16 protein-coding genes are annotated in these 19403 nt (G+C 72.2%); 7 read left to right on the forward strand and 9 right to left on the reverse strand.

Features of this window, described 5'->3' with window-relative positions:
* Positions 1-13 precede the first annotated feature (13 nt).
* Complete coding sequence (locus SPR02S_RS24470) at positions 14-616, forward strand: hypothetical protein (protein ID WP_019059642.1); 603 nt, start codon at positions 14-16, stop codon at positions 614-616.
* Between the two features lie 40 nt (positions 617-656).
* On the opposite strand, the gene SPR02S_RS24475 is transcribed toward SPR02S_RS24470, so the two are convergent.
* From SPR02S_RS24475 to SPR02S_RS24490, 4 genes are all read right to left on the reverse strand, one after another.
* Positions 657-5525, reverse strand: coding sequence for a hypothetical protein (locus SPR02S_RS24475; protein ID WP_019059643.1), 4869 nt, complete (start codon positions 5523-5525; stop codon positions 657-659).
* 66 nt (positions 5526-5591) lie between these two features.
* Positions 5592-6470: a hypothetical protein gene (locus SPR02S_RS24480; RefSeq protein ID WP_026150830.1), complete on the reverse strand. Its 879-nt coding sequence runs from the start codon at positions 6468-6470 to the stop codon at positions 5592-5594.
* 136 nt (positions 6471-6606) lie between these two features.
* Complete coding sequence (locus SPR02S_RS24485) at positions 6607-8133, reverse strand: hypothetical protein (RefSeq protein ID WP_019059645.1); 1527 nt, start codon at positions 8131-8133, stop codon at positions 6607-6609.
* 101 nt (positions 8134-8234) lie between these two features.
* Complete coding sequence (locus SPR02S_RS24490; protein WP_019059646.1) at positions 8235-8942, reverse strand: GntR family transcriptional regulator; 708 nt, start codon at positions 8940-8942, stop codon at positions 8235-8237.
* Between the two features lie 169 nt (positions 8943-9111).
* Between SPR02S_RS24490 and SPR02S_RS24495 the strand changes: the two genes are divergently transcribed.
* The 5 genes from SPR02S_RS24495 to SPR02S_RS24515 are packed head-to-tail and all read left to right on the forward strand — an operon-like array spanning position 9112 to position 13494.
* Positions 9112-10431 (forward strand): MFS transporter, encoded by a 1320-nt coding sequence (locus tag SPR02S_RS24495; RefSeq protein WP_019059647.1) that lies wholly within the window; start codon positions 9112-9114, stop codon positions 10429-10431.
* Positions 10428-11249 (forward strand): putative hydro-lyase, encoded by an 822-nt coding sequence (locus SPR02S_RS24500; RefSeq protein WP_019059648.1) that lies wholly within the window; start codon positions 10428-10430, stop codon positions 11247-11249. Before SPR02S_RS24495 ends, SPR02S_RS24500 begins: the two co-directional genes overlap by 4 nt.
* 12 nt (positions 11250-11261) lie before the next feature.
* Positions 11262-12014 carry a LamB/YcsF family protein gene (locus tag SPR02S_RS24505; protein ID WP_026150831.1) on the forward strand — a complete coding sequence of 251 codons (753 nt, stop codon included), beginning with the start codon at positions 11262-11264 and terminating at the stop codon, positions 12012-12014.
* On the forward strand, positions 12011-12628 hold the full coding sequence (locus SPR02S_RS24510; protein WP_019059650.1) for a 5-oxoprolinase subunit B family protein: 618 nt from the start codon (positions 12011-12013) through the stop codon (positions 12626-12628). Before SPR02S_RS24505 ends, SPR02S_RS24510 begins: the two co-directional genes overlap by 4 nt.
* Positions 12625-13494 carry a 5-oxoprolinase subunit C family protein gene (locus tag SPR02S_RS24515; protein WP_019059651.1) on the forward strand — a complete coding sequence of 290 codons (870 nt, stop codon included), beginning with the start codon at positions 12625-12627 and terminating at the stop codon, positions 13492-13494. The genes SPR02S_RS24510 and SPR02S_RS24515 overlap by 4 nt, the downstream gene beginning before the upstream one ends.
* Before the next feature lie 14 nt (positions 13495-13508).
* Here SPR02S_RS24515 and SPR02S_RS24520 read toward each other — a convergent pair whose 3' ends face one another.
* The 5 genes from SPR02S_RS24520 to SPR02S_RS24540 form a co-directional block, all read right to left on the reverse strand.
* Positions 13509-14369 carry an SGNH/GDSL hydrolase family protein gene (locus SPR02S_RS24520; RefSeq protein ID WP_019059652.1) on the reverse strand — a complete coding sequence of 287 codons (861 nt, stop codon included), beginning with the start codon at positions 14367-14369 and terminating at the stop codon, positions 13509-13511.
* The gene (locus SPR02S_RS24525) at positions 14366-15529 is read right to left on the reverse strand and encodes a glycosyltransferase (protein ID WP_019059653.1); all 1164 of its coding nucleotides are present in this window, start codon (positions 15527-15529) and stop codon (positions 14366-14368) included. Before SPR02S_RS24525 ends, SPR02S_RS24520 begins: the two co-directional genes overlap by 4 nt.
* Entirely contained in the window at positions 15526-16653 is a 1128-nt protein-coding gene (locus SPR02S_RS24530) for a glycosyltransferase family 4 protein (protein ID WP_019059654.1), read from the reverse strand. Before SPR02S_RS24530 ends, SPR02S_RS24525 begins: the two co-directional genes overlap by 4 nt.
* Before the next feature lie 139 nt (positions 16654-16792).
* A complete protein-coding gene (locus tag SPR02S_RS24535) occupies positions 16793-18211 on the reverse strand; it encodes a HEAT repeat domain-containing protein (RefSeq protein ID WP_019059655.1) in 1419 nt (472 codons plus the stop codon).
* Positions 18212-18547: 336 nt separating this feature from the next.
* A complete protein-coding gene (locus SPR02S_RS24540) occupies positions 18548-18940 on the reverse strand; it encodes an ankyrin repeat domain-containing protein (RefSeq protein WP_019059656.1) in 393 nt (130 codons plus the stop codon).
* A 256-nt stretch (positions 18941-19196) separates the two neighbouring features.
* Here SPR02S_RS24540 and SPR02S_RS24545 point away from each other — a divergent pair, with 256 nt between their 5' ends.
* A complete protein-coding gene (locus SPR02S_RS24545; RefSeq protein ID WP_019059657.1) occupies positions 19197-19391 on the forward strand; it encodes a hypothetical protein in 195 nt (64 codons plus the stop codon).
* Positions 19392-19403 lie beyond the last annotated feature (12 nt).

A 19403-nucleotide genomic window follows, 5' to 3' on the forward strand; every position in this document is an offset into this window, starting at 1 on the left:
GGAGGACACGTTGATGGGCACGGCGGAGCGGCAAGAGGCGCTTGAGGACGGCGTGGCGGCGCGGTCGACGGCGCAGCGGCGCCGTGAGGCACCGGATCGCGACATCGCGGCGGACGGTGGCATGACGACGGGCGGCGGCGAGAGCCCGAGGGGCTCGCACGAGCCCGCGGCGGCGGAATTCGAGGAGCGCGGCTCTGCTCGCGCGGCAGCGCAACAGCAGGAGTACTACCGGCCGTTGTGGATCGAGGAGCCCGCACGTCGGCGCAGGCTGCCCGATCCGGTGCGTACGGCGGCCGTGCGAGCGGTGCTCATCATCGCCGTGACGCTGATCCAGGCGACGGTTGCCTTCCTGTGCACGATGGCCGGGTCCTGGCTGGCGTTCCCGATGGTGATCAGCAGCGTGGTCAGCACGGTGGTGGCCACCTGGGGCGCCCTCGACGTCTGGGTGACCCGCCAGATGTGGAACCAGCGCAATGGCGTGATCTCGGAGCCCAGCAGCACGGCAAGGGCCCTCCGCCGCGAGCGGCGTCGGGCCCAGCGTCAGGCGCGGGCCGGCGAGCGGGCCCAGGAGCGGATAGCCCGCAAGAGCGGCGCCGGGCAGCTGTCGCACTCCTGAGACTCGTCAACGGACGGCTCGTCCAGTAGGGGCAGTTCTCCTACGGAGCGGTCGGCGCGGGGCGCTTGAACATCCGGGTCGCCGTGATCTCGCTGTGCACCGACTCGCCTTCTCCGGCAGGGGCCTGTTGTGGCAGGCCCGGCCGGAGGTGCTCCTCCACGCTGATGTACTTGAGGCCCGCCCTCAGGTCGGCGTCGTTGCGCAGCCGGATGACCAGCGGGAACTCGGCCAGCGCCGTCGTGTCGAACAGGCCGGTGGTGTACAGGAGTTGGACACCGAGCGCGTCGGACACGGCACGCTGCAGCTCCAGCAGGTAGGTCGCGTTGGCCCGCCCGATGGGGTTGTCGAGGAAGAGCGTGCCGGCGTGCCGGTGCTTGTCGCGGCCCCGGTCGTTCGAGCGCAGCGCGGCCATCGTGCAGTACAGGGCGATGGCCGCCGTGAGCAGCTGCCCGCCGGAGAACACATCGCCCATCTGCCCGACGGGCACCCGCTCGGCGCGCAGTACGGCGTCCGGCTTGAGGATCTCGACAGCGACACCCTTGGGCTCCAGACCGGCGCCAACTCCCCTCAGCAGCAGGGACATTCCGTCGCGCCGCATGTCGGAGTTCTTCTTCACGGCGGCCCGGGTCGCCTCGTCGACGACCATACCGAGCCGCTCGGTGAGCGTGGCCTGGTCGGGCTCCTCGAAGCGGATCCGCAGGAACTCCTGCCCGGACCACTCGCCGAGCCCCTCGGGCAGCCGGGACAGCCGCTGCGCGGACCGCAGGGTCGCCAGCGCCGACTCCACGAGCCCGCGGAGCCGGTCCACGATCGAGTCGCGGTTGCGCTCCAACTGCGCCAACTCATCGGTGAGGACCCGGAGTCGGGGCGCGAAGGCGTCGGCCCACTTCTGCGCGTGCTCGGGAAGCGCGGACGCGGGCAGTTCACGGATCTGCTGCCGCGCGGGGGTCCGTACCTGCTCGTAGCGCGTGGAGTTGGCGTGCCGCACGAGCACATCGCTCGCCTCGCGTACGGCGGACTCGGCGGCGGACAGGTCGGTGGCGCAGCCGCGCAGCGAGCGGCGGGCCTCGGCGGCGGAGTGCCGGGCCTCCTCCACGCTGCCGGGGTACGGCTCGGGCTCCTCCTGCTCCTCGTCCGAGGAGTGCTCGCGCATCAGGTCCCGGAGCATCGCGGCGGTCTCGTCGAAACCGCCGGCCCCGTCCTCGGCGGCGCGGTGGGCGTCGAGGAGCTCGGCGTGCGCCGCGCGGGCCTGGCCCAACGCGTCGGTGCGCGAGCCGAGTTCGGCCGTCGCCGTGCGCAGCAGGGCCTGGGCGTGCTCGGAGTCGCGCGGGAGGAGTTCCTCGGTCAGCTCGGTGTGTGCCTCGCCGTCCTCCGGCGCGTGCCGCTCGGCCTCGCCGCGCAGCCGCCCGAGCTGCTCGCTCGCGGTCGACACCCGGGTCTCCAGCAGCTGCACCAGTTCCTCGGCCCGCGCCGCGGCGGCCTGCCGGGACGGTCCGTCGGAGCCGTCCGGTGACTCCAGCAACTGCGCCGCGCGTGTGCGGACCTTGTTGCTGAGCCGGTCCAACTCCGCGATCGCCGCGCTCTCGTCGCTCTCCGCCCGCGCCTGCTCGGCCCGCAGATCGGCGCCGACGCCGACCTTCTCGTAGAGCTGCGAGGCGGCCCGGTAGGCCTCACGGAGGGCGGGCAGCGAGGGCTTGGGGGCGTCCGGGTCGTCTTCCGGTACGTCGTCGGGGGCGCCCGCGATCTCGGAGCGCTCGGCGCGCAGCGCACGGGCCGTGCGGCGGGCGTCGTCGGCGGCACGCTGGGCGGCGCGGCGGTCCTCGTCAGCAGCTCGCGCGCGCTCCAGGCAGGACTGGGCGCGGGCCTCCGACTCGGCTGCCTCGTCGGCGAGTTCACGCAGTTTGACCTGCCAGCCGGCGCGTTCCCGCAGCCGGAAGGCGAGTCCGGCGAGGGCGTCGGCGGCGCGCCGGGCCTTCTGCGCGGCCTCCTGCCGCTCGTCACGCAACTGGGCCGCCTCGGCGGCGGCCTCGTCGGCCTCGGCCCGTACGGTCCGCGCCTCACTGAGCTCGGCCTCGGCCTCCTCGGCGAACGCGCGCGTGTCCCGCGCGGCCTGCGCCAGCTCGACCAGCCGCCCGCTCGGGCAGCCGGTGCGCCAGGACGCGAGCCGTGCCGCCAGCTCCCGGTCCTTGCCGAGCCGCACGGCGAGCGTACGGATCTCCTCGTCCCGCTGCCCCGCCCGCGCGCGCAACGCCTGCCGCTCCTCGTCGGCGGCGTGCTCGTCGTGCATGGCCGGGTTCGGCGGTACGAGGAAGACGTCACTGGTCTGTGCGTCGGGCGCCGGGGTCGGGGCGAGGAGGGCGGCTGCCGTACCGACGGCCACTGCGGAACGGGGCAGCAGGGCCGCGTCGTTGAGGGCCTCACGGGCACGCGCGTGCGTGGCCGGGTCGGTGATGATCACGCCGTCGACCAGCTCGGGCCGGGCGGCGAGCACGCGCGCGTGGTCGGTGGGGTCGACGGCCTGGGCGAGGTAACGCCAGCCGGGCAGGGCCGGGATGCCGTGCTCGCCGAGGTACTCGACGGTGGCCAGGACATCCGGACCCGGCGGCAGCAGCCCGCCGTCGCCGAGCGCCCCGAGGATCCGGGAGTCGTCGGCGGCGGCGGTGCGCAGGTCGAAGAGGTTCCGCTCGGAAGAGGTGACCCCGTCGTCGAGCAGCTCGCGCAACTCGTCGGCGAAGCGGTCGAGTTCCTCGGGGGTGAGGGGGCCTTCGGCGAGAGGGCGGGAGGGTTTGGCGGTACCGGGGTGAGCAACGGGGGTGGCGTTGGTGGCGGAACGGCCGCTCGTGGCAAGGCCGTTGGCTGAAGCGACGTTCGCTGGGGCACCGGTCCGTGCGTCCGACTCGGCACCATCACCGTTACCGGCGGCACCCGAGCGCGCTCCCGCGACGCCCTGGCCCGCGTTGCCTACGCCCCCGACATCCCCCTGCCTCGTCGCCGCTTCGCCGCCCGTGCGCTCACCGCCCGGACCACGCGGCACCGGCACACCACCGCCTGCGGCACCACCAGCACCAGGCAAGCTGAGCAGCTCCGCCAGCCGCTCCTCCCCCGCCAGCCCCTCGGCAAGGCGCCGCTCCGCGTCATAGGTCCGCTCGGCGGCAGTCGCCGCGTCGGACGCGCGGGCCGCCGTCAGCTCAGCGCGGGACTCGACGGAAGCCGCCTCGCGGGCATGCTCGGAGGCCCTGCGGGATGCCTCGCGCGCGGTGTCCCAGGAGGCAACGGCGGTCTTCTCGGCGTCGCTCGCGGCGAGGGCCGCGCGGGCCGGGTCGGCGTCGGGGGCGCTGTCGTCGAGCCAACCGGCGCGCACCGCCTCGGCGGTCTCCTGCTCGACCTCGGACAGGCGCTGACGCAGATGCCCGACCTCACTGCGGGCGCGCTGCGCCTCGGTGGCGGCGGAGGTCGCGTCCCGGTGCGAGGTCTCGCCGGCCTCCTGCAGCGCGGCGGAGCGCTCCTCGCCCTCGTTGGCGAGGTTCTCCGCGCTCTCGGCGGCCGAGTGCAGGGCCCGTACGAGATCGACGGCGGCCTTGGCGCGGGCGGCGAGCGCCGGGGCGGCGTCCCGCTCGGCCTCGCGGATCGCGACGGCCACGCGCGCGGAGCGGTCGGCGGCGGCACGGTGCCGTAGGACCGCTTCGGCGGCCTGCCAGGCGGCGTGCAGGGTGCGGGCGTCGGCCAGTTCGCGCTTCTGCGCGGCGGCGGACTTCTCCATCGTGGCGAGCGCCAACGAGGCGTGCCGGTAAGCCAGTTCGGCGGCGATCAGGGCGCTGCGCTCCCGCGCCCCCTCGGCGTGCGTGACGGCGTACGCGGCGGCGGTGACCCGCTGGGCGAGATCGGCGGCCCGCACCCGCTCCTGCGCGCCCCGCGCGGACAGCCGGCGCGCCAAAGTACGCGTACGGCGCTCGGCGCCCGCGTGGATGTCACGCGCGCGTGCCCGTGCCTCGGCGGCCTCGACGATCCGGCCGAGCAGGTCCACGGAACCGGCCGTGAAATCCCGCTCGGCGATCAATTCGGCCCGCCGCCCCAGCTTGTTGCCGAAGCCGCCGACCAGGTCGGCGAGGCCGTCCGTGTCCCTGGTGTCGGTGACCGCGCGGAGCAGCAGGTCGGTGAAGTCGGAGTCCTTCTTGACCGCGAAGAGGCCTGCGGCCTCGCCCTCGTCGGCGTTCATCTCCCGCTGATAGCGGAAGAGTTCGGGGTCGAGACCGAGGTCACCGAGGTGCTCGATCCAGCGGTCGTGGATCTCCTCCCAGTGCACTTCGAGGTGCGGATACGCCTTGCCCGCATCGGTGATGGCGTCCCGGAAGCCCTTCATGGTGCGCCGGCGGCCCTGCGCGCCGGACGCGCCCTCGACGGGCGGCCGTACGGAAGTGGCCTCGGCGACGGGGAGGTTGTCCAGGCTCAGCCCGGGTCCGGGCCGGAACGAGTACCAGGCCTCGGCGAACTTCCGCGGGTCGTTGGAGACTTGACGCCCCCGCCACTCGCTGACCTTGCCGACCACCACGCACTCGCCGGTCAGCGTGTGCTGCCACTCCAGGGCGACATGCCCGCAGTCGTCCGCGAGGAGGAACTTGCGCAGCACACCGGAGCTCGCGCCGCCAAGGGTGTTGCGATGTCCCGGCAGCATCACGGAGAAGATCAGCTTGAGCAGGACGGACTTGCCGCCGCCGTTCTCCAGGAAGAGCACACCGGCGGGCGCGGGGCGGCGCGGCGGCCCGACGGGCTCGTCCTCGAAGAACTCCGCCTGGGTGGGCGCGGGATCGGGCACGGGCTTGCCCACGCCTCGCAGGTCAAGCACGGTGTCGGCGTAGCGCGCACCGGCGGGCCCGATGGAGTAGAGGCGGACCCGGGACAGCTCGTACATGGCGGACTCTCGTCGTAAGTCTTCGGCAGGTGGGGGGAGTTGAGGAACCTCAGGAGCTGAGGAACCTCAGGAGTGGAACGGCAGCCCGGCGTCGGCCACCAGCTCCAGATCCTCGGTGTCCTCGGCGGGCATCAGGCTCGCGGTGCCGTCGGTGACCGGGACGACGCCCAGCTCCAACAGCTCGGCCATGGCGGCACTTCCGGCCATGTCACGTACCTGGAGCTGATAACGGGCGGTCGTGCGATAGGTACCGCCGTTGTCGTCGCCGGTGCGCTGCAGGAACCCGGAGTCGGTGAGAAAGGCGGCGGCCTTACCGACAATCCCGGTGGTCGAACCGGCCAGTCTCCGGGCGTCCTTGGTGGCTCCGGTCGCACTGCGTCTGACCCAGATCCGCCAGGCCGCCTCCAGACCGGGCGCGTCGGTGGCCGGGTCGGTGTTCATGCCCTGCTCGTCGGCCCGCTCCTCCAACCGCCGACAGGCCTGCCGTACGAAGGCGTCGACCCCGTTGACCGTGACGCGCCCGATGTACCCGTCGTCGGCAAGATCCTCGGGCCGCGGAAACGCCATCGCGGCAACGGCAAGATGCGCGAGCCCGTGCAGGAACCGATCCCCGGAGTCGGCGGCCGTACGCCGCGCGTAGTCCCCCATCCGCACGGCGAACACCGAGTCCTCGGCGGCAGTTACGGCCATCCCCGCGCGCGGAGACACCTCCAGCACAACCAGCCCAAGCCCAGCAGCCACAGCATCGGCAAGCCGAGCAAACGGCGAATCCTCGCGGTATCGGCGGAGCAACTCCGCGTACTCCTGATCCCGCGCGGGCTGCAGTTTCGGCTGCAACCCGAACGCGACGAGCCGAGCGGCGTCGGCAGCATCGGCAGGCGTGACCGCAGCACTCACCGCCGGGGCGGCAGCTTCCGGCTCACTCCATTCGCCCTGCTCAGTCACGAAGCCAACTCCTTGAACTTGAAAACGGGGGCGAGGTCAAGCGCCCCGAAAGGGGCGCGGGGCTGTGACATTTGCGGCTCCGCCGCGTGGGCGCGACCAGCCACATCAGACGCGCACCCAAACAACGACCGACCCATCACGCCGCCTCACTCCGCCCCGCAGCCATCCCCGCCGCGTCCAACAAGGCCATCCCCACAATCAGATCGGCCCCACCGAACTCGGGATCATCCAGCTCGACCCCGTCATCCACGGCGAACAAAAGCTTCGGCTCCCCCTGCCGATAAGCAGTACCAACAGGCGGACTAGCCGCATGCACAGCCAACAAAGCCACCAGATAAGGAAGTTCGGGATCCCGCCGCCGCGCATCCGCAAGCAACCCCGACAACCTCCGAGGCGCATCCGCAGGCAGATCAAGCAACTCCATAGCCGCAGCCAGTTGCTCCTCACTGAACCGACTGTCATCCGGCGTGGCAATGAGATCCGGCTCAGGCATCTCCGCACCGAGATGCTCCCGCTCGGCAGGCGGCGTCAGAAGTATGTCGACAAGATCCCCCACCCGAACCGACACCGGCGTACGCAACCCTGTCCCCCGAGCGAAGAACGCGTCAGTGACCCGGATCGCCTGCTCCAACGGCAACGGCAGAACAGGCGAAACAAGATGCCCGTAGAGATCGATCCCCGAGGTCGTCATCGGCGTGGCGAAGGCCTGCCGATCCTGCTCCGCACGGAACAGCGGCCCGGCCTCCAGAAGACGCGACTGAAGCTGCGTGTGCCGCCGGATGCAGTCCTTGACGATGTCGACCAACTCGGCCGCCCGCCGCTTCTGTTCAGCGTCCTCGGACTCGTCACGGGCCTTGCGGATATTGGTCAGGATCGCGTTCTCGTGCCGGTACCGATCGGCAACGTGATCGAGGGCCTCGGCAATCATGTCCGGCACGGAGTTGAGCCAGTCCACCGCGCGGACGTTACGCCGCGTGGCATCCAACGCCCGCCGGAGCGTCTCCGAGTACTGCACGGTCCGATACCGAGCCTGCTCCGCCGCAAGCTGCGCGTCGGCAAGCCGCCCCCGGCTGATCAGCACCTCCAGCTTCACCTCGGCGGCGATCTGCGCACTGGTGACATCGGTGTCGAGCGCGCCGACCAGGACGTTGACAGCCTCATCGGTCGTCCGGAGGTAGACACTGCCGCCGTAGCCGGGGACTTCCTCGATCAGCTTGAAGTCGTAGTCGCGGCGCACATACGTGCCGTCCTGGGCGAACGTGCCGTAGACCGTGCGGAAGCCGCGGTCGACGCTGCCGACGTTGATCAGGTTCTCCAGGACCCAGCGGGCCACGCGCTCGTGCTCGACGACGGGGCGCTGCGGGGCCTGGGCGGCGATGCGCGGGATGAGCCTGGCCACTATCTGGTCGTGGTCCGCGCCGGTGTCGAAGTCCATGTTGAGGGTGACCAGGTCGATGGCGGCGAGGGCGACTTCCGCCATGCCGTAGACCGAGTACTCGCCGGCGAGATTCGCCTTGCGTGCGTCGAGGTCGTGCAGCGGCGCGGTGCAGGCGAGCGCGCGCAGTCGCCGCGCCAGTCCCTCGTCGGCGGCCGGGCCCGGGGCGGGGCGCGGCCCCGCGCTGAACTGGGGCGGAACGCTGTCCGTCGATGCAGGCGAAGTCACGTTGCACAGACTAGGTCCTCGGTCTGACAACGACCCAAACGACGCAGAAGCGACTACCGCCCCAGCCGCGTGTGCACGGTCCGCCGAGCACCGCGCCGTCCTCAGTCGGTTGCCGTGCCGTCCTCGCCGACCCGGTTCCGGTACGCGTCGACGACCCGTTCCAGCGAGTCGTCGAGGTAGACCGCGAGCAGTTTCTCGGCCTCGGCGGGGTTGTTCGCCTGGAGGGCCTGGAGGATCAGGCGGTTGCGCTGGAGGTACGGCTCGTGGAGCGCCTTCGGGTCGTCCACGAGGTGGAAGGCGAGCCGGAGTTCGGCGAAGACGCTGCGCATCAGCTCGTCGGTGCGGGCGCTGCCGGCGAGGGCGACGAGTTCCCGGTGGAAGTGGATATTGGCCGTACCCACTCCTTTCCAGTCATCTTCGACGGACGCCAACTGCCCCTCGGTGACGGCCGCGGCGAGCTGTTCGAGGGCGTACGGCGGCTCGCCCAGCCCGCGTACGACGGCGCACTCGACGAGGCGCCGGGTGCGGTAGATGTCCTCGACGTCCTCGACGGACAGGACCCGGACGAAGACGCCCCGGTTCAGCTCGTGGACGAGCAGGCGCTCATGGGTGAGCAGCCGGAACGCCTCGCGGAGTGTGTTGCGCGACACACCGAGCGCTCCGCCGATGCTGTCCTCCGAGAGCCGGGTGCCCGGCGGGAAATAGCCGTCCGCGATACGGCTCCTGAGGATGTCCGAGACGCGTTCCGCGGTGCTCGTACGGCCCAGGAGGGCGCGGTCGTCGGCCAGTCCCGCCATCTGCTCTGCCATGCCCGGAATTCAACCGCAGATACAAGAACGAAACAACATGGGTATTGAGGGATCGTTCAACGATCCTCTACCTTTCTCGGCAAGGCGCCACCGCTCACCCCGGTGCCGACGGCTTCCGCACAGCCCTGCTCACTCCCAGCACCCTCCGTCCTCCTTCTGCGAGGTGCCCATGAGCACGACCCCTCCACCTCAGGCCCTGAACACCGGCGCACAGCCCGGCGCGGACGAACTCACCACCGACGACGGCGCGTTGGCCTGGCTGCGCGCGCTAGGTCCGAACGGCCGCCGCGCCTTCGCCGGCGCGTTCGGCGGCTACGGCCTGGACTCCTACGACTACTTCACGCTGCCGCTGAGCATGGTCGCGCTGGCCGCGTACTTCGGCCTGGACAGTGGCCAGACCGGCCTGTTCACCACGGTCACGCTGGTCGTCTCCGCGGTCGGGGGCGCCATCGCGGGCGTCTTCGCCGACCGGGTCGGCCGCGTCAAGGCCCTGATGATCACGGTGGTCACGTACGCCGTCTTCACCGTGGCCTGCGGCTTCGCGCCCAGCTACGAGACCCTGCTGGTGTTCCGTGCCCTCCAGGGCCTCGGTTTCGGCGGCGAGTGGGCGGTCGGCGCGATCCTGGTCGCCGAGTACGCGAGCCCCAAGCACCGCGGCCGTACGCTCGGCGCGGTCCAGAGTTCCTGGGCGGTGGGCTGGGCGCTGGCGGCGGTGGTCTACACACTGGTCTTCTCGTTCCTCGGCGACGATCTGGCCTGGCGGGTGATGTTCTGGACCGGCGCGCTGCCCGCGCTGCTGGTGATCTGGGTGCGGCGCCGGGTGCACGACGCTCCCGAGGCCACGGCCACCCGTGAGCAGAACCCCCAGAAGGGCTCTTTCGCGGCGATCTTCAAGCCGGGCACGGCCGACGCACCGGGCCTGCTGCGCACGACGGTCTTCGCGGGCCTGCTCTCCACCGGCGTCCAGGGCGGCTACTACACCCTCGCCACCTGGGTGCCGACGTACCTGAAGACGGAGCGCGGCCTGTCGGTCGTCGGCACCGGCGGCTATCTGACCTTCCTGATCTCCGGCGCCTTTTTGGGCTATCTGACCGGCGGCTATCTCACCGACGTGCTGGGCCGTAAGCGCAACATCTGGCTCTTCGCGCTGCTCTCGGCGATCTGCATCCTGGCGTACACGCACATTCCCAGCGGCGCGAACACCCTTCTCCTGGTGCTCGGTTTCCCGCTCGGGTTCTGTATGTCGGCGATCTTCAGCGGCTTCGGCTCGTACCTGAGCGAGCTGTATCCGACGGCGGTGCGCGGCACGGGACAGGGCTTCACGTACAACACCGGCCGCGCGGTGGGCGCCGTCTTCCCGACCCTGGTGGGCTTCCTGGCCGACAGTTGGGGTGTGGGCGGAGCGCTCGTCTTCGGGGCCATCGGTTACGGCATCGCGGCACTGGCGCTCTTCGGACTGCCCGAGACCCGCGGAAAGGAACTGGCGTGAACCGCACGGAGGACCGCCCCCTGACGCTCGTCGACGAGCACGCGCACGCGTGGAGCCCGCGTTCCGCCCGGGCCCGCTTCCGGGCCGGACTGTCGGGTCCCACGGCCGGGGTCGCGGCGGGCCACACCCAGGTCAACCTGATCTCGGTGCCCGCCGACTGGGCCTACGACATGCTGCTGTTCTGCCAGCGCAACCCGAAGCCCTGTCCGGTGCTCGACGTCACGGACGCGGGCTCCTGGGAGACGGTTCTCGCCGACGGCGCGGACCTGCGCACCGATCTGCCGCGCTACCGGGTGTGGCGGGGCGGCGAGTTGGTGGACGAGCCGACGGACGTGCGGGCGTACTGGCGCGACGACCTGGTGTCGTTCCTGATCGGCTGCAGCTTCACTTTCGAGTGGTCGCTGAGCAAGGCGGGTGTCCCGATCCGGCACATCGAGCAGGGCCGCAATGTCCCGATGTACGTGACCGGCCGCACGTGTCGCCCTGCGGGGCGGCTGCACGGCCCGATGGTGGTGTCGATGCGCCCGGTGCCTCCGGAGCATCTGGCGACGGCGATCCGGGAGACGGCGCTGCTCCCGGCGGTGCACGGCAGCCCCGTACACTGCGGCGATCCTTCGGGGCTCGGCATCGAGGACCTCGGCCGGCCGGACTTCGGTGATCCGGTGGACGCCGCGCCGGACGACATCCCGGTGTTCTGGGCCTGCGGAGTGACCCCGCAGGCCGCGGTGATGGCGTCCCGCCCGCCGTTCGCGATCACCCACGCGCCGGGCCAGATGTTCGTCACCGACGCCCGCGACGAGCAGTACCGCGTCGCCTGACCAGGAGAGATGATGATCGATCTGAACGCCGACCTCGGCGAGGGCTTCGGCCGCTGGCATCTCACCGACGACGAACAGCTGATGTCCGTCGTCACCAGCGCCAACGTGGCCTGCGGTTTCCACGCCGGGGACCCGGTCACCATGCGGCGGGTGTGCGAGCTCGCGGCCGAGCGCGGTGTCCGGGTCGGCGCACAGGTGTCCTACCGGGATCTGGCGGGGTTCGGGCGGCGCGCGATGGACGTGCCGTCCGCCGAGCTGGCGGCCGAAGTGGCCTACCAGATCGGCGCCTTGGAGGTGTTCGCCCGCGCGGCGGGCACGCGCGTGTCGTACGTCAAGCCGCACGGCGCGCTCTACAACCGGATCGTGCACGACCGGGAGCAGGCCGCCGCGGTGATCGAGGGCGTGCTCCTGGCCGATGCCTCGCTGCCCGTGCTCGGGCTGCCGGGCTCGGTCGTGCTCGAACTGGCCGCGAAAGCCGGGCTGCCGGCCGTCACGGAGGCGTTCGCGGACCGCGCGTACACCGACGAGGGCACGCTCGTGCCGCGCGGCCGGGACGGCGCGGTGGTCACCGACCCCGAGGCCGTCGTGGAGCGCTCGCTGAGCCTGGCCCGCTCCGGGTCGGTCGACGCGCTCTCCGGGGCGCGCATCGAGGTACGGGCCCGCTCCTTGTGCCTGCACGGGGACACGCCCGGCGCGGTCGACCTGGCCCGCAGGGTCCGCGAGCGGCTCCTGGAGTCGGGTGTCCGGGTGGAGGCCTTCGCATGAGGGCGCTACCCGTCGGCGACAGCGCACTGCTCGTCGAGGTCGCCTCCGGGGAGGAGGCCCAGGCCGTCCACGCGGAGCTGCTGCGCCGCCGCGCGGCGGGCCTGCTCACCGTCCGCGAGATCGTCCCCGCCGCCCGCACGGTCCTCCTCGACGGCCTCGACGACCCGGCCCGGCTGGCCTCCGAACTCGCCACCTCCGACGTACCGCCCGCTCCCCCGCGCGCGGGGGAGGTGATCGACCTCCCGGTGCGCTACGACGGCCCCGACCTCGCCGACGTCGCCGCGCTGTGGAACGTCCCCGAGCGGGAGGTGGCCCGCATCCACGCGGCCACCGAGTTCCGCGTCGCCTTCTGCGGGTTCGCCCCCGGCTTCGGCTACCTCACCGGCCTCCCGGCCCGCTACGACGTCCCCCGCCGGGCCACCCCGCGCACGGCCGTCCACGCCGGTGCCGTGGGCCTGGCGGGCCCGTACACCGGCGTGTACCCGCGCGCCTCGCCCGGCGGCTGGCAGCTGATCGGAACCACGACCGCGGTCCTGTGGGACCACACACGCGAGCCCGCCGCGCTGCTGTCGCCGGGCACGCGCGTGCGCTTCGTCCCGGTGGCGGACGTATGACGGACAGCGCCTTCGCCGTCGTACGGGCCGGGGCCCTGACCACCGTGCAGGACCTGGGACGGCCCGGACACGCGCACCTGGGGGTGCCGCGTTCCGGGGCGCTCGACGGACCCGCGGCCGCGCTCGTCAACCGGCTGGTCGGCAACCCGCCCGAAGCGGCCGTCCTGGAGACGACCCTCAACGGCTGTGCCGTACGGCCTCGTTCAACGATCCTCGTGGCCGTCGGCGGCGCCCCCTGCCCGGTCACGGTGGACGGACGACCGGTCGCCTGGGGAGCACCCGTGCATGTCCCCGCCGGGGCGCTCCTGGACATCGGGACGGCCGTCTCCGGAGTGCGGTCCTACGTCGCCTTCGCCGGTGGGGTCGGGGTCGAGCCGGTGCTCGGCAGCCGTTCCACGGACCTGCTGTCCGGGCTCGGTCCGGCGCCGCTCACGAACGGCGCCATACTGCCGCTGGGTTCCCCGATGAGCCTCCACGCGCGCGTGGACGTCGCCCCGCAGCCGCGACCCCCGGTCGAACTCGTCCTGCGGGTGACCCTGGGACCTCGCGACGACTGGTTCACCCCGGAGGCCGTCCGCACGTTCACCTCACGCGCCTACCGGGTGTCCTCGGCGAGCAACCGCATCGGCCTGCGCACCGAGGGGCCGGCCCTGGAGCGGGCCCTTACCGGTGAACTCCCCAGTGAGGGCATGGTCCTTGGCGCCGTCCAGGTTCCCCCGGACGGCCGCCCGGTGGTGTTCCTCGCCGACCATCCGACCACCGGCGGGTACCCGGTGATCGCCGTCGTCCGCCCCTCGGACCTCCCGGCGGCCGCGCAGGCGGTGCCCGGGACCCCGGTCCGTTTCGTGGCCGTACGCCGCCGCTGAAGCCCCCGTAGGCCCTATGCGGCGTCCGGCTGCTCCTGCTGCACCGACAGCGAGGCAAGCGCCATCGACACGGCGTGGGACGCGCTCAGGTCGAGGCGCGCGCTGGTGCCCCGCGCGCGGTGGCGCATCTCGTCGGCGGCCAGCCTCAGAAGCTGCGGCAGCAGGTCGGTGCAGCGGCGGACCACCCACCCGGTGCCCGCGGTCGCCAGCCACAGCAGACTGGCCGACCTGGTGGGCGCCGGGAACTCGGGCTCGGGCGAGGGTGCGACCCCCGAGGCCACACCCTCCTCGGTGAGCAACGCGTGGAAACGCAGCGCCAGTTGGCGGTGTCCGCGCTCCCCGGGGTGCAGCCGGTCCGCGCTCCAGATCGCACGGTCCATGATCCACGCACCCTCGGCCGCGTGCAGATGTACGGCCCCGTACCGCTCGGAGAGCGCGTGCACCACGGTGTTCACCGCCCGCTGGCGACGGGCGAGCGGGCGGGCCAGCGCGCCCGGGAGGCCGAGCATCGCGCCCGGATCGGGCAGACAGGCCGTGAGCAGGGTCGCGCCCTGCGCCGTGAAGGCCGCGTAGACCTCGTCGAGGCGGGCGGCCACGGCCTGGATGTCGAAGGTGCAGCGCAGGGTGTCGTTGACGCCTATGACGACGGACACGACGTCCGGGTTCAGGGCGAGCCCGGCCGGGGTCTGCCGTTCCAGCACGTCGCGTGACTGCGCCCCGCTGACCGCCAGGTTCGTGAACTCCACGGTCCCTTCGGGCTGTTCGGCGATCCCGTCGGCGAGCAGCGCTGCCCAACCGCGCCATGCCTCGCCGACGGGATCGCCCACGCCCTCGGTGAGCGAGTCACCGAGGGCGACGAAACGGACCGTTCTCATGCCACGCCTCCGGGCACGAACCGCCGTACCGGAACATCCGCGTCGTGGGCCGCGAGGAACGCGTCGACCGCCGTGTGCCAGCCGAAACACTCGGCACGCGCGCGTGCGGTCTCGCGGCGCTCCGTCTCGGGGCGTTCGAGGAGCATGTCCACGGCGTCCGCGAAGGCCCTCCCGTTGTCCGCGGCCGTGGCACCGGCGGAACCGATGACCTCGGGCAACGCGGACGAGGCGCTGGCCACCACGGGCGTGCCACAGGCCATCGCCTCCAGCGCGGCGAGCCCGAAGGTCTCGGCGGGCCCGGGTGCCAGGCACACGTCGGCGGAGGCCTGGAGCGCGCCGAGCAGCCGCCGGTCGGAGACGTGCCCGAGGAAGGTGACCGGCAACCCGCGCTCCCGCGCCCGCTGTTCGAGCCGGGCCCGCAGCGGCCCGTCCCCAGCGACCACGAGGACCGCCCGCCGCCCGCGCCGTAGCAGCGCCTCCAGGGCGTCGAGCGCCGTGCCGGGCTTCTTCTCCACGGAGAGCCTGGTGCAGGTCACCAGCAGAACCTGGTCCACGCGCGCGTACTCCGCGCGCAGCACCGGGTCCCGCAGGGCCGGCCGGCGCCCCACCAGGTCGACGCCCAGGGGAGCCCGTACGACGTTCCGGGCGCCGATGCGGACGAACTCCCGCTCGGCGAACTCGGTGGTGCACACCACGCGCGCGTAGGTGTGCGCCGTACGGACGTTGAGGGCGTCGGCGGTGCGCCGGGACAGGTTCTCCGAAAGGCCCCAGGTACGCAGGACGCCGTCGGCGGTCTCGTGGGACACCATCACGGCGGGGACGCGGGCCCGCCTGGCCCATTTGCCGGTCCAGCGCAGGGTCGTACGGTCGGAGACCTCCAGGCGGTCGGGGGCGAGATGTTCCAGGAGGCCGGCCACGCGCCGCTTGTCGGCGAGGACGCGGTAGCCGCCGGTGCCGGGCAGCAGCGGCCCGGGCAGGGTGATGACCCGGCCCTGCTCGGTCTCACGGTCGGTGTGGCGTTCGCCGGGCAGGATGAGGACCGGATCGTGCCCGGCCTCCTTGAAGCCCCTGCCCAGCTCGCGCAGGGCGGTGCGCAGCCCCCCGGAGGAGGGGGCCACGAAGTTGGCGAGGCGGACGATCCGCAGCGAGGCGGTGTTCACGCCGCCACCACCACCTTGCGCGCGGCGAGGACATCCCCGTAGTGCGCGATCAGTTGGTCGCCGACGGCCGCCCACGTGCGGCCCTCGACCATGGCCCGCGCGGCGGTGCCGTACGCGGCGCGCAGTGCGGGATCGGCGGCCAGGGTCCGCACGGCGTCCGTCACAGCGGCCTCGTCGCGCGGCGGGAAGAGGAACCCGGTGCGGCCGTGGGCGACCAGGTCGAGCGGGCCGCCGGCGGCGGGCGCGACGACGGGGACGCCGCTGGCCATGGCTTCCTGGACGGTCTGACAGAAGGTCTCAAAAGGTCCGGTGTGCACGAATATGTCCAACGAGGCGAAGATACGGGCGAGCTCGTCCCCGGTACGCCGACCGAGGAAGACCGCGCCCGGCAGCGCCTCGTCGAGGTGCGGCCGACTGGGCCCGTCGCCGACGACCACGACCCGGACGCCCGGGAGTCCGCAGGCTCCGGCGAGGAGTTCGATCTGCTTCTCGGGGGCTAGCCGACCGACGTAGCCGACGAGCAGTTCGCCGTTCGGGGCGAGTTCGCGGCGCAGCGCCTCGTCCCGGCACTCGGGGCGAAAACGCTCTGTGTCGACGCCTCGCGGCCAGAGGCGGACCCGGGGCACACCGTGTGCCTCCAGGTCGCCCAGGGCCGCGCTGGAGGGCGCCAGGGTGCGGTCGGCGGCGGCGTGGACGGAGCGGATGCGCCGCCAGGCGGTGGCCTCGCCCGCACCGACATACGTACGGGCGTATCCGGCGAGGTCGGTCTGGTAGACGGCGACGGCGGGAATGCCGAGCCGCGCGGCGGCGGCCATGCCGCGGACGCCGAGGATGAAGGGGCTGGCCAGGTGCACGATGTCCGCGCGGTGTTCGGTGATGGCCGCGGCGACGCGTCGGCTGGGGAGGGCGACGCGGACCTGGGGGTAGCCCGGGAGCGGTAGGGAGGGGACACGGATGACGGGGCACGGCGACTCGGCGTCGGGCCCGGGGCCGGCCGAGGTGGCCGGCGCGACGACGAGCGGATGATGACCGCGATCCACGAGGTGCCGGGCGGTCTGGAGCGCGCAGTGGGCCACGCCGTTCACATCGGGGGGAAAGGATTCGGTCACGATGACGACACGCATACCCGTGTTCTCGCCGCGCTGGACGTGCCCGCGTCAACGTGGATCTATGCGAACGGTGAACGTCCCATGAGCGTTGCGCTGCACACCCGAGCAGGTCAGACGGCGGCCATGCGCGTCTGACCCGCGGGTCATCCCACGTTCACACTGCGGGGGCGTCGGGCCCGATCCGGCTCCGTACGGCTGTCTGGACTTCCGCTTCCTCGGCCGGGTCGGCGGCGAGCCTGCGGAGCTGCTCCACGACGCGGGCGTCGGCGGTCTCGGCGTGCCGGGCGGCGATCTCGCGGGTGGTCTCCTCGCAGTCCCAGAGGCACTCGACGGCGAAGCCTGCGGCGTAGGAGGGGTCGGTGGCGGCCAGGGCGCGGGCGGCCCGGCCGCGCAGATGGGACGAGGCCGTCTCCCGGTACACATGGCGCAGGACGGGGGCTGCGCAGGCGATGCCGAGGCGTCCGGCGCCGTCGACCAGGGTCCAGAGGGTGGGGGCGTCGGGTCCTTCGCCCATCACGGCCTCCCTGAGGGCGCCGAGGACGAGGTCGCTGTCCTGGGCTCCGCCCCGGCAGGCGAGCATCCGTCCGGCGGCGGCGCCGAGCGGATCGGGTCGGCGCGCCCAGCCGCGGGCCCGGTCGACGGCGGCGACCGACCGCATCCGTTCGAAGGCGTCCACGGCGGCCTCCACGACGGGTGCCGGGCCGGTGGCCACCGCGCGTTCGATCAGTTGGAGGGCTTCGGGATCGTTGCTGTCGGCGAGATAGCGCAGGGCGGTGCAGCGGGCGCCCTCCCCGCCGTCCTTGGCGGCCTCGACGATCGCGGGCCGGTCCTCGGGACCCGCCACCGCGGTGAGGCAGCGGGCGGCGGGGACATGCAGCGCGGCGCCGCGTTCGAGGCCCTGTTGGGCCCATTCGAACACCGCTTGCACGCTCCACCCCGGACGGGGCCCGGTAGGTCGCATCTGGCGTTGCCAGAGGTCGAAGCAGCCGGCTTCCTGGGCGGCACGCACGCGCGTGGCGATCGATTCGCGCGGGTCGTCGGCCCACAGCCGCCAGGGCCGGGGTTCGAAGGCGTCCCGCACGGCGGTGGCCAGTTCGGCCTCGCCCTCGGGGTCGGCCGGGAACCGCGCCAGCACGGGAGCGGCGAGGGCACGCAGGCCCGCGTCGTCGTCCCTGAGCGCCAGCTCGTCGAGCGCCCAGGCCCAATTGCTCCCGGAGGCCGCGTACCTGCGCAGCAGGGCGAGGGCGTCCAGCCTGCCGTAGGAGGCGAGGTGCCCGAGGACGGCGAGCGCGAGGCCCGTACGTGACTCCTCGGTGTCGAGGACGTCCTCGGTGTCGAAGAGGTGGGCCTCGACGGCGTCCAGGTCGCCGTTCAGATCGAGGTACAGACGGGCGTAGTACAGGGAGCGGTTCTCCACCTGCCAGTCGTGGCGGGGGTCGCGCAGCACACAGTGGTTCAGCGCCGCGAGTGCCTCGGCACGAGGGGCGGTGAGCGCGTGCAGTGTGCCGTCGCCGCGGCCCCGCTGAAGCAGGCCGAGCAGCGTACCGCTGGGCGCTATGACCGGATCGAACATGGGAAACAGCCTCACATCAAGCGTCGACGCAACCGGGGGACGTGCACTACCTGGCCGCGTGACAACACGTCGGGGCGCCCGCCGTTTCCTGCTTGCTGTAGACCATTTTCCTCTGCCTCTCGTAGGTGGCCCATACGGGCCGCAACTACGGCCCGCGCGGTGCGGCAACACCTGCCCAGCCATCGCGTCCGTAAATCACGACGTCATGATGACCCGGCAGTTCTCGATGCCGCGACCGAAATTTCGGGCGGCGCCGTGCTGCCTTCCCCCGTTTTCCCCCGTTTTCCTTGTCGTACCAGGTCAGAAGGCCCGCCTTTGCTGCCGACGGGCCGCGTGTCAGTGCGCGCCGAACAGCTCCAGCAGCTCGGCCTTGTCGAACATCCGGGCGGTGTCGACCGCCGACGGGGTGCCCGCGGCCGGATCGGCGCCGGCCTCCAGCAGGACTTCGATCACCTCGTGCTCGCCCTTGAAGACGGCTCCGGCGAGCGGGGTCTGGCCCCGGTCGTTGATCCGGTCGGCCTCGGCGCCGCGCGCCAACAGGGCCCGTACGGCCCCGGCGTGCCCGTGGTAGGCGGCGAGCATCACCAGGGAGTCACCGCGGTCATTGGTGAGGTTGGCCGGGACGCCCGCGTCCACGTACGCGACCAGCGCTTCGGTCCCGCCCTGACGGGCCAGATCGAAGATCTTGGTCGCGAACTCCACGACCTCGGGGTCGGGGGCTTCACTCATCGGCCTGACCGCCTCTCACTAGTACGGGTGAATCGCCAGCGTACTGGCTCCACAGACACATGACCGGCCCCCTCCGAGGCAAAGATCACCACAGGGCCCGACACCGGTGAAACCCCTGCTCAGACAGCCCGAATGCGCTCCACCATCCGAGGGAAATTCGCCGAAATTCACCCACTTGCACCTTTTATCGTATGGATACATCCTGTGATCCTGGAACAACTCATGGTGACTGTCCCCACGAACCAGGAGAGCTCAAATGATCTTGTCCATGTCAGGCGTCGTCCTTCTCGGCATCATCGTCTTCCTCTTCTTCAAGAAGGACGGACTCAAGGCCTCCCACGCCCTGGTGGCCGCACTCTTCGGCTTCTACATGGCCAGCACGGCCATCGCGCCGAGCATCAAGGCCGGCGGCGAGAGCCTGGCGAGCCTCCTCGGCGGCATCAAGTTCTGACGTCCCCACCCG

Source organism: Streptomyces prunicolor NBRC 13075 (assembly GCF_000367365.1).
Classification (GTDB): domain Bacteria; phylum Actinomycetota; class Actinomycetes; order Streptomycetales; family Streptomycetaceae; genus Streptomyces; species Streptomyces prunicolor.

What these genes read in the sequence shown, in the direction of transcription:
- SPR02S_RS24490 (WP_019059646.1), bottom strand. Translation starts at nt 8,942, where the DNA reads ATGGCAGAGCAGATGGCGGGACTGGCCGACGACCGCGCCCTCCTGGGC.
- SPR02S_RS24515 (WP_019059651.1), top strand. Translation starts at nt 12,625, where the DNA reads ATGACGGACAGCGCCTTCGCCGTCGTACGGGCCGGGGCCCTGACCACC.
- SPR02S_RS24495 (WP_019059647.1), top strand. Translation starts at nt 9,112, where the DNA reads ATGAGCACGACCCCTCCACCTCAGGCCCTGAACACCGGCGCACAGCCC.
- SPR02S_RS24470 (WP_019059642.1), top strand. Translation starts at nt 14, where the DNA reads ATGGGCACGGCGGAGCGGCAAGAGGCGCTTGAGGACGGCGTGGCGGCG.
- SPR02S_RS24510 (WP_019059650.1), top strand. Translation starts at nt 12,011, where the DNA reads ATGAGGGCGCTACCCGTCGGCGACAGCGCACTGCTCGTCGAGGTCGCC.
- SPR02S_RS24545 (WP_019059657.1), top strand. Translation starts at nt 19,197, where the DNA reads ATGATCTTGTCCATGTCAGGCGTCGTCCTTCTCGGCATCATCGTCTTC.
- SPR02S_RS24530 (WP_019059654.1), bottom strand. Translation starts at nt 16,653, where the DNA reads ATGCGTGTCGTCATCGTGACCGAATCCTTTCCCCCCGATGTGAACGGC.
- SPR02S_RS24520 (WP_019059652.1), bottom strand. Translation starts at nt 14,369, where the DNA reads ATGAGAACGGTCCGTTTCGTCGCCCTCGGTGACTCGCTCACCGAGGGC.
- SPR02S_RS24505 (WP_026150831.1), top strand. Translation starts at nt 11,262, where the DNA reads ATGATCGATCTGAACGCCGACCTCGGCGAGGGCTTCGGCCGCTGGCAT.
- SPR02S_RS24535 (WP_019059655.1), bottom strand. Translation starts at nt 18,211, where the DNA reads ATGTTCGATCCGGTCATAGCGCCCAGCGGTACGCTGCTCGGCCTGCTT.
- SPR02S_RS24475 (WP_019059643.1), bottom strand. Translation starts at nt 5,525, where the DNA reads ATGTACGAGCTGTCCCGGGTCCGCCTCTACTCCATCGGGCCCGCCGGT.
- SPR02S_RS24540 (WP_019059656.1), bottom strand. Translation starts at nt 18,940, where the DNA reads ATGAGTGAAGCCCCCGACCCCGAGGTCGTGGAGTTCGCGACCAAGATC.